The sequence below is a fragment of the Gemmatirosa kalamazoonensis genome (assembly GCF_000522985.1).
Lineage (GTDB): Bacteria > Gemmatimonadota > Gemmatimonadetes > Gemmatimonadales > Gemmatimonadaceae > Gemmatirosa > Gemmatirosa kalamazoonensis.
Map to the genome: position 1 here is coordinate 2,807,957 of NZ_CP007128.1, position 12,137 is coordinate 2,820,093.

9 protein-coding genes are annotated in these 12,137 nt (G+C 72.7%); 5 read left to right on the top strand and 4 right to left on the bottom strand.

The genetic code is table 11. The features are described from left to right. Positions 1-117: 117 nt before the first annotated feature. Positions 118-2,106 (bottom strand): aspartate ammonia-lyase, encoded by a 1,989-nt coding sequence (locus tag J421_RS12065; protein ID WP_104022548.1) that lies wholly within the window; start codon positions 2,104-2,106, stop codon positions 118-120. Here J421_RS12065 and J421_RS12070 point away from each other — a divergent pair. After that, on the top strand, positions 2,105-2,716 hold the full coding sequence (locus J421_RS12070) for a Uma2 family endonuclease (protein WP_025411430.1): 612 nt from the start codon (positions 2,105-2,107) through the stop codon (positions 2,714-2,716). The genes J421_RS12065 and J421_RS12070 overlap by 2 nt on opposite strands. Before the next feature lie 29 nt (positions 2,717-2,745). Next, positions 2,746-3,924 (top strand): glycosylasparaginase, encoded by a 1,179-nt coding sequence (locus J421_RS12075; protein ID WP_025411431.1) that lies wholly within the window; start codon positions 2,746-2,748, stop codon positions 3,922-3,924. A gap of 7 nt (positions 3,925-3,931) precedes the next feature. Here J421_RS12075 and J421_RS12080 read toward each other — a convergent pair whose 3' ends face one another. Next, on the bottom strand, positions 3,932-5,359 hold the full coding sequence (locus J421_RS12080) for a GMC oxidoreductase (protein WP_025411432.1): 1,428 nt from the start codon (positions 5,357-5,359) through the stop codon (positions 3,932-3,934). 38 nt (positions 5,360-5,397) lie between these two features. On the opposite strand from J421_RS12080, the gene J421_RS12085 reads away from it, so the two are divergent. Both J421_RS12085 and J421_RS12090 read left to right on the top strand, forming a co-directional pair. After that, positions 5,398-6,294, top strand: a complete 897-nt coding sequence (locus J421_RS12085) for a glycosyltransferase family A protein (RefSeq protein WP_148306279.1) — start codon at positions 5,398-5,400, stop codon at positions 6,292-6,294. Next, positions 6,291-7,919, top strand: coding sequence for an alkaline phosphatase family protein (locus tag J421_RS12090; RefSeq protein ID WP_025411434.1), 1,629 nt, complete (start codon positions 6,291-6,293; stop codon positions 7,917-7,919). Before J421_RS12085 ends, J421_RS12090 begins: the two co-directional genes overlap by 4 nt. 22 nt (positions 7,920-7,941) lie before the next feature. On the opposite strand, the gene J421_RS12095 is transcribed toward J421_RS12090, so the two are convergent. After that, positions 7,942-8,850, bottom strand: coding sequence for a hypothetical protein (locus J421_RS12095; protein ID WP_148306280.1), 909 nt, complete (start codon positions 8,848-8,850; stop codon positions 7,942-7,944). 91 nt (positions 8,851-8,941) lie between these two features. After that, positions 8,942-9,445, bottom strand: coding sequence for a tetratricopeptide repeat protein (locus J421_RS12100; RefSeq protein WP_025411436.1), 504 nt, complete (start codon positions 9,443-9,445; stop codon positions 8,942-8,944). Between the two features lie 145 nt (positions 9,446-9,590). Here J421_RS12100 and leuS point away from each other — a divergent pair, with 145 nt between their 5' ends. Beyond that, complete coding sequence (gene leuS, locus J421_RS12105) at positions 9,591-12,119, top strand: leucine--tRNA ligase (RefSeq protein WP_025411437.1); 2,529 nt, start codon at positions 9,591-9,593, stop codon at positions 12,117-12,119. Positions 12,120-12,137 lie beyond the last annotated feature (18 nt).

Here is a 12,137-nt window from a genome sequence, read left to right on the forward strand (position 1 = left end):
AGCTCCCGGAGCGAATCCGGAGGCTGGTAAACGTAAAGACGCTAAAGCTGGCGGCGCGGTAGCTCGTCATGGTTGCCCATGATTGCACCGCCGAGGCTGGAGCGCAAGTGCGCCGCGTCACAGCGGCACGCCCTCCGCCGAACCGACCATCGCCTCCGGGTTCAGCACGCGGTCGAGCGCCTCGCGCGTGAGCAGCCCACGCTCCAGCACGAGATCGTACACACCTCGTCCGGACTCCAGCGCACTGCGCGCGATGTCGGTCGCCGTCTCGTAGCCGAGCACCGGCACGAGCGCGGTGACGATCCCGATCGAGTGCTCGACGAAGTACCGCATCCGGTCGGCGTTCGCCGTGATCCCCTCGATGCACCGCTCGCGCAGCACCACGCACGCGTTGCGCAGCTCGGCCAGGCTGCCTAACAGCCGGTACGCGATCACCGGCTCGAACACGTTGAGCTGAAGCTGCCCGGCCTCCGCCGCGAGCGTGACCGCGACGTCGCCGCCGATGACGTCGAAGCACACCTGGTTCACGACCTCGGGGATCACCGGGTTCACCTTGCCCGGCATGATCGAGCTCCCCGGCTGCATGGCCGGGAGATTGATCTCACCGAGGCCGGCGCGCGGCCCCGACGCGAGCAGACGCAGATCGTTGCAGATCTTCGAGAGCTTCACCGCGCAGCGCTTCATCACGCCCGAGAGCTGCACGAACACGCCGGTGTCCGCCGTCGCCTCGACGAGGTCGGGGGCGGTGATCAGCTCGCGGCCGAACACACGCGAGAGATGCGCGCGCACCGCCTCGGTGTATCCCTGCGGCGCGTTGATGCGCGTGCCGATCGCGGTCGCGCCCATGTTGATCTCGCGGATCAGCCCCTGCACCTCGCCGAGCCGGTCGACGTCCTCGAGGATCGTGTGGCCGAACGCGGTGAACTCCTGGCCGAGCGTCATCGGCACCGCGTCCTGCAGCTGGGTGCGCCCCATCTTCAGCAGCGGCGCGAACTCGCGCCCCTTCGTCAGGAACGCCTGCGCGAGGTCGCGCATCGCCTCGCGCAGCCGGTCGATGCTCGCGTGCAGGGCGAGCTTCACCGCCGTCGGGTAGACGTCGTTCGTCGACTGGCTGAGGTTCACGTGGTTGTTCGGGTGCACCACGTCGTACTCGCCGCGGCGGCGCCCGAGCAGCTCCAGCGCGCGGTTCGCGATCACCTCGTTCGCGTTCATGTTCGTCGAGGTGCCCGCGCCACCCTGGATCATGTCGACGAGGAAGTGCTCGTGGTGCCGCCCCTCGGCCACCTCGCGCGCCGCCGCGACGATCGCGTCGGCGACCTCGGTGCCTAACAGGCCGAGGTCGCGGTTGGCGAGCGCCGCGGACTCCTTCACCATGGCGAGCGCGCAGACGAGCTCGGGGAACTCGCGCAGCGCGACGCCGGTGATGGGGAAGTTCTCCAGCGCGCGCAACGTCTGCACGCCGTACATCGCGGCCTCGGGCACCTCGCGCTCGCCGAGCAGGTCGTGCTCGCGTCGCATGCCGCCGCCGGAGAACGCCATCACGCGTCCGTGGCCGACGAGCGTCGCCGACGCGACGCGCAGCCGCTGGGCGATGGTGCGCGCCGACCGCTGGACGAGCGCGGCGTAGAGCTGCGGCGCCTCCTTCACGAGTGACTCGAGCGCCTCGTGCGTGAGGATGAGCGCCTCGACGTCGCCGATGGCGCGCGCGGTGGTGCCGTGCTTCGCCGTGTCGCCGAGCAGCAGCCCCTCGCCGACCGCCTCGCCGGCCCCGAGCGTGCCCAGTCGCGCCGTGTGCCCCTCGGCCGACTTCTCGATCGCCACCGCGCCGGAGACGACGATCGCGAACAGCTCGCGCGGCCGTCCTTCCTGGAACAGCGTCTCGTCGGCGGCGAAGTGCCGCGGGACCATGGCGCGCGACAGCCGCCAGAAGTACGAGTCGGGGAACCCCTGCAGGAACGCCGTGGCCCGCAGCTGCTCGGCGACGGAGGATGGGGAGAGAGTCGTCTCGGTCATGCGGTCGAAGCTAGCGGACGCCCGTGCGCGGGGTAGGGGAGCGGATGCCGCGTGCTTTCCGCCGGGTGCGCCCGGGCATATACTCGGCCGCATGAGCGAACCCGCCGGCGGACCGCGCTTCCTGACGGTCGACGAGTACCGCGCGCTCGAGGCGACGTCGGAGCTGCGACACGAGTACGTGCGCGGTGCCGTGCGGGCGATGACCGGCGCGTCGCGGCGTCACATCCGGATCGTGCTCAATATCGCCCGCCGTCTCATGGACGCCGCCGGCAGCGGGTGCCGCGTCTACGTGAACGACCTTCGTGTGCGCGTCGACGAGGACGTCTTCTACTATCCGGACGTCGTCGTGTCATGCGAGGAGCCCGACGACGGTCACGAGGAGGCCGCGCCCGGTTTCGTCGTCGAGGTGCTGTCGCCGTCCACGGAAGCGACCGACCGACACGAGAAGGCGGTCTACTACGCGCGCAAGCCCGGTCTGCAATCGTTCCTCCTTGTACACCAGCACGACCGTCGCGTGGAGCGGCACCACCGGGACGACGACGGCACGTGGCGGAGAGACGACGTCACCGGCAGCGGCGACGTCACGGTGCCGTGTCCGGCGACGAGTCTCACGCTCGACGAGATCTACGCCGGCGTCGAGCGCGAGGGCGGCGAGCCGTGGCCGCGGCCGCGTCGCGTGCGCGAACCGGAGCCGCAGCTCTGACGTCGAACGAACCTCAACCCGATCCCATCGTGTCGATCTCCCGTCGCGACTTCCTCGGCGCCGGTGCCGCGGCCGCCGGTCTCTCGCTCGCGCGTGCCGCCGACGCGCAGCCGCTCGTCACGCGCGTCGTCGACCGCGCCAGCCTCGAGCCCGCGCGACGCGTGGCGACGCGTCCCGTGATCGTGTCGGCCGAGAACGGCTATACCGCCGACGCGAGCGGCAAGCGCGGCATCCAGGTCGCCTGGGATCTGCTGAACGCCGGCAGCGACCCGCTCGATGCGATCGTCGCCGGCGTGAACGTCGTCGAGCTGAACCCCGAGGACCAGTCGGTGGGGCTCGGCGGGCTGCCTAACGAGGACGGTGTCGTGCAGCTCGACGCGAGCTGCATGCACGGACCGACGCGACGCGCCGGCGCCGTCGCCTGCCTGGAGGGCATCGCGACGCCGTCGCTGGTCGCGAAGGCGGTGATGGACCACACCGACCACGTGCTGCTCGTCGGCCAGGACGCGAAGCGGTTCGCGCTGCGTATGGGCTTTCACGAGCAGAACCTGCTCACCGAGAAGAGCCGCGAGCGGTGGCTCAAGTGGAAGGAGACAGGCGGCGACGTGCACAACTGGCTCGACACGCGGCCCGGCGCCCCGAAGCGCACGTCGCAGGCGTTCCAGCGCGCGCACGAGTGGGCCGCCGAGGGCGATCTCGCGTACACCACCGGCACGATCAACATGAACGCTGTCACCGCGGGCGGCGACATCGCGAGCGTGACGACGACGAGCGGGCTGTCGTGGAAGATCCCGGGACGCGTCGGCGACAGCCCGATCATCGGCGCGGGACAGTACTGCGACAACACCGTCGGCGCCGCGGGGTCGACGGGACGCGGCGAGGCGAACATCAAGGTCTGCGGCGCGTTCCTCGCCGTGGAGTTCATGCGGCAGGGGATGGACCCCCAGACCGCGCTCATGAAGGTGATGGAGCGCGTGATCGCGATGACCGAGCCGCGGCTGCTGAACGAGAAGGGCCGGCCGTTCTTCGACCTGCAGTACTACGCGGTGTCGAAGGACGGACGCTACGCCGGCGCGACCGCCTACGAGGGCGCCAACTTCGCCGTCGCCGACGCGAAGGGCGCTCGCGTGGAGCCGATGGCGTTCCTCTACAAGTCGAGCGAGCGCCCGTCGAACAAGCCGCTCTCCGGCATGGCGCCGAAGCCGTAGCGGGTGCCTAACGCTCGCCGGCCGCGAGGTGGTCGGCGAGCCGCAGCGCGAGCGCGACGATCGTGAGCGTGGGGTTCGCGAACCCCGCCGTGGGGAACACCGACGCGCCGGCGACGTAGAGGTTCTCCACGGCGTGCACGCGTCCGTCCGCGTCCACGACGCCCTCGCGCGGATCCTCGTGCATGCGCGTGGTGCCCGCGTGGTGGTGCGCGTTCGGGTCGGGCGACGCGTCGTCGCGCACGTGCACCCGGCCCAGCGAGGCGAGCCCGCGCGCGACCACCGCGCGGAGCCGCACCAGACGCGCGTGCTCCTCGGTATGCCAGCGCCAGTGCAGCTCCGGCACGGGGACGCCGTACACGTCGCCGCGGCGGCCGAGCACCACGCGGTTGTCCGCGTGCGGCCGCTGCTCGACGTTCAGCAGCACGGTGAGTCCGTCGTACGCGAGCCGGGGCGCGCGCCGGCGCGACCAGCCATGTCCCCCCCGCAGCCATCGCGCGCCCCACTGCCGGATCCGCGGCAGCAGCGTGCCCGACGCGTTCGGCAGATCGTGCGCGCGCACCGTGTTCGCGTCGAGCGCGAGGCGGCCGAGTATCGTGGTGCCGTCGACGACGTGCGCGTCGTAGAAACCGAGGTCCCGGTACGCGCCCGGCCGCGGGAACAGCGTGATCGCCGTGTCGCGCGGATGCTCCATGAAGCCGCGCCCGACCAGTCCCCACGCGTTGCCGAGCCCCGCGCCGTCGCCCGACGCGAGCAGCAGCCGCGCGTTCTCCACCGCGCCGGCGGCGAGCACGAAGCGCCGCGCGCGCACGAGTCGCCGCACGCCATCGGGCGAGGCCACGACGGCGTGGCGTACGCGCCACGCTTCCGTCGCCAGCCGCGTGACCGTGGCGCGCGTGAGCAGCGTCGCGTTGCCGGACTCGCGCAGGCGCTGTAAGGTGGGCCCCAGCAGCGCCTGACGCGCGCCGAGCTGATACACCCGTGACACGAGCCCATGCCCCTCGAGCTGGACCGGTGCACGCCCCGTCTCGGGGCGCGCCCACGACGCCGCGTCATACGCGTATGGCCCCAGGCCGCACAGCGTCTGCGCGCGCTCGTAGTACGGGCGCAGCGTCGCGCCGTCGAACGGCCAGCGGCCGTCGACGTCCACCCGGTCGAGCGGCACCCACTTCGCGCCGGGCGCGCCGCGCACGGGGGTGTTCCAGCTCTGCATGGCGCCGCCGACCTGCCGGCGGCGCGTGACGCGCAGCCCCGCGTAGCGGTCGCCGACCACGTCGCCGTCGTTCAGCGCGTCGGCCTCGTCATCGGGTTCCTCGGCGCCGCTCTCCAGCAGCACGACCTCGCGCCCGCGCGCGACGAGCTCGCGCGCGACCACGAGCCCGGCCGGCCCCGCGCCGACGATGCAGACGTCGGTGTCGACCGTCGACGCGTGCGTCACGGCGCGACCACCGGCGTGATCGTTAGGCGGTGCCGCGCGTGAGCGAGCGCGCGATCACGGTCGTGGTACCGACCCGCGGACTGCGCGAGCGCGCCGAGCTGCTGCTCGAGGCGATCGACAGCGTGACGGCGCAACACGGCGTGCGCTGCGTGCCGCTCGTCGTCGTGAACGGCGTGCGCTGCGATCCGGACGTGATGCGCACGCTGCGCAACGACGCGCGCGTGCGGCTGCTGCTGCGCGACGAGGCCGACCTTCCCGCTGCGCTCCTCGCCGGTCGCGCCGCCGTGGACACGCCGTGGTTCGCGACGCTCGACGACGACGATCGGCTCGTCGACGGCGCGATGGCGCTGCGGCTCGCCGCGCTGGAGCGGTCGGCGCAGCTCGACGTCGTCGTGACGAACGGCTTCCGTCACGACGGCGCGTGCTGCGAGCCGAACGTGCCGCCCGACAGCGCCGCGGAGGTGAACGCGGATCCGATTCGCGCGCTGCTGCGTCGCAACTGGCTTCTCCCCGGCTCGTGGCTCTGTCGGACGGACGCGGTGGGCGTGTCGCTGTTCGCGGGGATGCCGCGCTACCTCGAGTGCACGTGGCTCGCGGTGCGCTTCGCGACCGAGCACCGCATGCGCTGGCTCGGCGACCCGACGGTAGTCTACCGCGTCGGCAGCCCCTCGGCGGAGTCCCAGTCCGCGGCGTACGTCGGCGGGCAGATGGACGCGCTCCGCCGGATCCTGTCGCTGCCGCTGCCGGCCGACGTGCGTGCCGCCCTGCGGGAGCGCGTCGCCCACGCCTACCACGATGCGGCCGTCGACTCGCTGCGCGACGGCGCGCTCGTCGACGCATGGCGCTATCACGCGTGGTCGCTCGTGGGTCGCGGCGGCTGGCACTTCCTGCCGTTCACGCGCCATCTCGCGCGCGCATCGCTCGACCGCTCGTGACCCGCGACACCGAGCGCCCGCCGGCGCGGCTCGTGGTGCTCGGCGTCGATGCCGCGTCGCCCGAGCTGCTCGACCGGTGGATCGGCGACGGCACGCTCCCGAACCTGCGCGCGCTCGCCGAACGCGGGCTGGTGGCGCGCACGCGCGGCGTGGAGGGATTCTTCATCGGGTCGACGTGGCCGTCGGCGTACACCGGCACGAGCCCCGCGAAGCACGGCGTGCACTACCTGCTGCAGCTCGTGCCGGGCACGTACGCGCTGCACCGCGTGGCCGACGCGGCGTTCGTCACGCGGGAGCCGTTCTGGCGCGCGGTGAGCCGGGCGGGCATGCGCGTCGCGGTGCTCGATGTGCCGCTCACGCGACTGGACGAGTCGCTGAACGGCGTCCAGGTGGTGGAGTGGGGCGGGCACGACGCGCTGTACGGCTTCCGCACGCATCCACGGGAGCTCGCGCGAGAGCTGACGTCGCGGCACGGGTCGCACCCGTTAGGCCCGTCGTGCGACGGCGCACGCCGCTCGGCCGACGACTACGCGGCGCTCGTCGAGCGGCTGACGCTCGGCGCGCGGCGCAAGGGAGAATGGACGCGCGAGCTGCTCGCGCGCGGCGGGTGGGATCTGTTCGTCCAGGTCTTCACCGAGGCGCACTGCGCGGGACACCAGTGCTGGCACCTGCACGACGCCGCGCATCCCGCGCACGATCCCGCCGTCGTCGCGCGCACCGGCGATCCGCTCGAGCGCGTGTACCGCGCCGTCGACGACGCGTTGGGCGACGTGTTGGCCGCGGCCGGCACCGACACGCACGTCGTCGTGTTCTCGGCGCACGGCATGTCGCACTGGTTCGGCGCCCAGTTCCTGCTCCGGGAGATCCTGCTGCGGCTCAGCGTCACCGTGGCGGACCGATCGCGCGAGCGGGGTGCGCCGTCGCTCGCGCGCCGGCTGTGGCACGCGCTGCCCGAGGTCGTGCGTCGCCCGGTGCGCGCGCTGCTCCGCGCGGTGCGTCCGACGCCGCCGACCCACGCGATCCCGTCGCTCGCGTTCGACCCCGCGCGCAGCCGGTGCTTCCCGCTGAACAACGGGCTCGCCGTCGGCGGCATCCGGCTCAACCTCGTCGGGCGCGAGCCGCAGGGCGTGCTGCGGCCCGGCGCCGAGGCGCAGGCGTTCTGCGACGAGCTCGCGGCGGATCTGCTCGCGATCGTCGACGAGCGCACCGGTGCGCCGCTCGTGCGCCGCGTGCTGCGCACCGACGACCTGTACGCCGGCGAGGCGCGCGATGCGCTCCCCGACCTGCTCGTCGAGTGGAGCGACGACGTGCCCACGGGGAGCACGGCGCTCGCCGGCGGCGCCGCGGCGCGGGTGCGCGCGCGCTCGCCGAAGATCGGCGTGGTGGAGGGCGCGAACGACTACGGGCGCACCGGCGAGCACCGTCCCGGCGGGTGGCTCCTCGCGGCGGGACCGGGGATCGCGCCGGGCCGCCTCGATCGCGTGCTCTCCCCGTACGATCTCGCGCCGACGCTCACCGCCATGCTCGGCGTCGAGCTGCCCGACAGCGACGGCGCGCCGGTGCCCGAGATCGTGCGCCGCGACGCGTGGAGCACCGAGTCGTCATCCCGGCTTTCGCCGGGATGACGATACGCGGAGCGACCGCCGCCTAACGCTGCGAGTGCCCGCCGACGGCGGCGCCGAGCACGCTGCCCGCCACGGCGCCCATGATGCCGCCGCGCGCGCCGCCCCCGATGACCGCGCCGAGCACCGCGCCCGACGCCGCGCCGAGCACGGCGCCCTTGCCGGCCGACGAGCGGCGCCGGGTCGGAGCGGGCGAGGCCGTCGTCGTCGTCGTCGTGTCCGGCGCCGCGCTCGCGACGGTGGTCGTCGGCGCGCTCGCGCCGTCGGCCCGTGCGGCGGGCGCGGCAGTCGTCGACACACCGTCCACGCGCGCGGTCTCGCCGGCGCTCACGGTGGGCGCGGGCGGAACGCGGCGGGCGGGGGCGCTGGCGACGCGCGTGACGCGTGCGGGCGTACCGCGCGCGGGCATACCGCGCGCGGGCATACCGCGGGCGGCTGTGCCGAGGGCGGGCGTGCGACGAACCGCGCGCACCGTCGCGCGCTTCACCTCATGACTGACCGCCGTCGCGGGCACGGGCACGGCGCGGGGCGCCGCAGCGACGGTTTCCGGGGCGAGCAGCGCCAGCCGCTGGCGGGCCTGCTCGGCGAGCGGCCCGCGGGGGGCGAGCGCGAGGTACCGGCGGTAGCCGAGCTCCGCGTACGCGGCGAGGCCGAGCGCGAGGCTCCGGTCGGCGATGCGGGCCACGAGCGCGGCGTCGGTGTCGGCGACCGTCACCGCCCCGGCGAGGCTCCCCTCCGCGGTCGCGGTGTCGCCGGTGGTCACGGCGCCCCGGGCCTCGTCGAGCAGCTCGTCCACGCGCGTGCTCGGGACGGCGGCCACCGCCGTGTCCGGCCGGAGCATCGATGCGTCGTGGTCGAGGGGCGCGACGTCGGACTTGCGGTCGCAGCCGGCGGCCATGGCGAGAACGACGAGCACGGACAAGCGACGATGCATGCGTGGCTCCGGAAAAGGGGCAACGTGCATCCGCCGGCGATCTCGCTACCGGGGGATACGTAGTTCTACCCCCGGGCCAATCAGATGTTTCCTAACGGCGAGGACGATGGGGCTTCGCGGCAGGATGGTGCGCGCCGGTCGGCGCGCTGTCCGTCGCGGGCTCGACCTCGCCCGTCGCCACGAGCTGCTCGACGCCGAGCGGGTCGACGATGCGCGCGCGCATCGGGCCGGACACGAGCGCGAGCAGCCGGGTCCGCACGGAGTCCGCGACCGGGCTCGTCGGGGCGAGCGCGAGGTAGCGACGATAGGCGCGGGCCGCCGTGCCGACGTCGTCGAGCCGGTCGGCGAGCCGGGCCACGCGGTACGCCACGTCCGGGCTCGGCGTCGGCTGGCCGTAGGCGGAGGCGAGCGCGGCGCGGGCGATGTCGGGCTTGCCGTGCGCCATGGCGGTGTCCGCGGCGTCCAGCAGCGACGCGGCCCGCTGTCCGGCGGGATCGGGAATGATGCGAACCGCCGGCTCCCCGTCGCGCCACGTGCAGGCGGCGATGGCGATCGTGGCGACGGCGAGCACGATCGGGGGGAGAGTGCTGCGCATGAGAAGCTCTCGCGAGACGACGAGCGGGCGAGGGGCATCTCACGTACCATCGGGAACGTCTGGCGCGGAAAACGGTGCGCGTGGCGACCGCCTCGTAGCCGGACTCGCTAGATTCCGTGGACCATTCCGACCCCGCAGCCGCTCCATGACCGTCCCCATCGAGTCCCCGCACGCCCCGTCGCCGGCCGACCAGCCGGCGCCGTACGATCCGTCCGCTGTCGAGCGGAAGTGGCAGCAGCGCTGGCAGGAGCGCGGCACGAACCGCGTCGACCTGTCGGGCGGCGAGCGCCCGTACTACCAGCTCATGATGTTCCCGTACCCCTCGGCCGAGGGGCTCCACGTCGGGAACCTGTTCGCGTTCACGGGTGCGGACATCCAGGGGCGTCACCAGCGGCAGCTCGGCCACACGGTGTTCGAGCCGCTCGGCTTCGACGCGTTCGGGATCCACTCGGAGAACTTCGCCCTGAAGATGGGCGTGCATCCGGCGGAGATGACGCCGCGCAACGTGGCGAACTTCCGGCGGCAGCTGGAGCGCGCGGGGCTCATGGTCGACTGGCGCTATGTCGTCGACACGAGCCGACCCGACTACTACAAGTGGACCCAGTGGGTCTTCCTGCAGCTGCTGGAGAAGGGCCTCGCGTACAAGAAGCGCGCGGCCGTGAACTGGTGCCCGAAGGACAAGACCGTGCTCGCGAACGAGCAGGTGATCGCCGGCGCATGCGAGCGGTGCGGCACGCCGGTCGAGCAGCGGCTGCTGGAGCAGTGGTTCTTCCGTATCACCGCGTACGCCGAGCGGCTGCTGAACGATCTGGACTGGCTCGACTGGTCGGAGACGACGAAGACCGCGCAGCGGAACTGGATCGGCAAGAGCGAGGGCGCGCGCGTCGACTTCCTCGTGCCTAACGACGGCGACACGACGGCGGAGGAGGAGGCGGGCGCGAGCGACAACCCGATGGTGATGACGGGCACGCCGATCACCGTGTTCACGACGCGCCCCGACACGATCTTCGGCGCGACGTACCTCGTGCTCGCGCCCGAGCACCCGCTGGTGGAGCGCATCACGGCGCCGGCCCAGCGCGCGGCCGTCGACGACTACCGCGTGCGCGCCGGCCGGAAGGACCTCGTCGCGCGCAAGTCGGCCGTCTCCGCGAAGGAGAAGACCGGCGTGTTCACCGGCGCGTACGCGCACAACCCGGCGACGAACGCGCTCATCCCCGTGTGGGTCGCCGACTACGTGCTGATGGACTACGGCACGGGCGCGATCATGGCCGTCCCGGGTCACGACGAGCGCGACTTCGAGTTCGCGACGCAGTTCGCGCTGCCGATCGTGCGCGTGGTCGCGGGCCCCGACGGCGACGCCGACGCGCCGCTCACGGAGGCCTACACCGACGACGAGCAGGGTCGCCTGGTGAACTCGGGCCGCTTCGACGGGCTGTCGGTGCCGGAAGGCATCCGAGCGATCTCGGCGTGGCTGGAGGAGATGGGGCAGGGGAAGGCGGTGACGAACTACCGCCTGCACGACTGGACCATCTCGCGCCAGCGCTACTGGGGCCCGCCGATCCCGGTCATCTACTGCGACACGTGCGGCACGGTGCCGGTGCCCGTCGATCAGCTGCCGGTGGAGCTGCCGCTCACGCAGGACTTCAAGCCCGACGACAGCGGGGTGTCGCCGCTCGCGCGCGTGAAGGAGTGGTACGAGGTGCCGTGCCCGAAGTGCGGCGCGTTAGGCCGGCGCGAGACCGACGTGAGCGACACGTTCCTCGACAGCGCATGGTACTTCCTGCGCTACCCGAGCGCGGACCGCGACGACGTGCCGTTCGATCCGGCGCTCACGAAGAAGTGGCTGCCGGTGAACAGCTACATCGGCGGCAACGAGCACGCGGTCCTGCACCTGCTGTACTCGCGCTTCGTCACGATGGTGCTGCACGACATGGGGCACGTCGACTTCGACGAGCCGTTCACCAAGTTCCGCGCGCACGGGCTGCTGATCCGCGACGGCGCGAAGATGTCGAAGTCGAAGGGCAACGTGGTGAACCCGGACGAGTACGTGGAGAAGTGGGGGGCCGACACGCTCCGCACGTATCTCATGTTCCTCGGTCCCTACGAGGAGGGCGGCGACTTCCGCGACGCGAGCATCAGCGGCGTGCGGCGGTTCCTCGACCGCCTGTGGGCGAGCGTGCGCGACATGACGACCGAGACCGCGCCGGATCCGGCGGTGCTGCGCAAGCTGCACCAGACGATCCGCAAGGTCGGCGACGACATCCCGCGGCTGTCGTACAACACGGCGATCGCGGCGATGATGGAGTACATGAAGACGCTGCGCTTCAACGAGCGCACGCCGCACCGCGACGAGGTGATGCCGCTGGTGCAGCTCGTCGCGCCGTTCGCGCCGCACCTCGCGGAGGAGCTGTGGGAGCGCGGCACGGGCGACGCCAGGAGCGTGTTCGACGCCGGCTGGCCGGTGTTCGATGCGGCGCTCGCCGCCGAGGACGAGATCGAGCTCGCGGTGCAGGTGAACGGGAAGCTGCGCGGCCGCATCCGCGTGCTGAAGGAGATCGCGCAGGCGGATGCGCTGGCCGCCGCGCTGCGCGAGGAGAACATCGCGAAGTTCGTGACGGGGGAGCCGAAGAAGGTCATCTTCGTCCCCGGACGGCTGCTCAACGTCGTCGTGTGACGACGGCCGAGCGGTCGA

Excerpts from the sequence above, each read along its gene's own strand:
- J421_RS12070 (WP_025411430.1), top strand. The coding sequence starts at position 2,105 with ATGAGCGAACCCGCCGGCGGACCGCGCTTCCTGACGGTCGACGAGTAC.
- J421_RS12065 (WP_104022548.1), bottom strand. The coding sequence starts at position 2,106 with ATGCGGCCGAGTATATGCCCGGGCGCACCCGGCGGAAAGCACGCGGCA.
- J421_RS12095 (WP_148306280.1), bottom strand. The coding sequence starts at position 8,850 with ATGCATCGTCGCTTGTCCGTGCTCGTCGTTCTCGCCATGGCCGCCGGC.
- J421_RS12100 (WP_025411436.1), bottom strand. The coding sequence starts at position 9,445 with ATGCGCAGCACTCTCCCCCCGATCGTGCTCGCCGTCGCCACGATCGCC.
- leuS (WP_025411437.1), top strand. The coding sequence starts at position 9,591 with ATGACCGTCCCCATCGAGTCCCCGCACGCCCCGTCGCCGGCCGACCAG.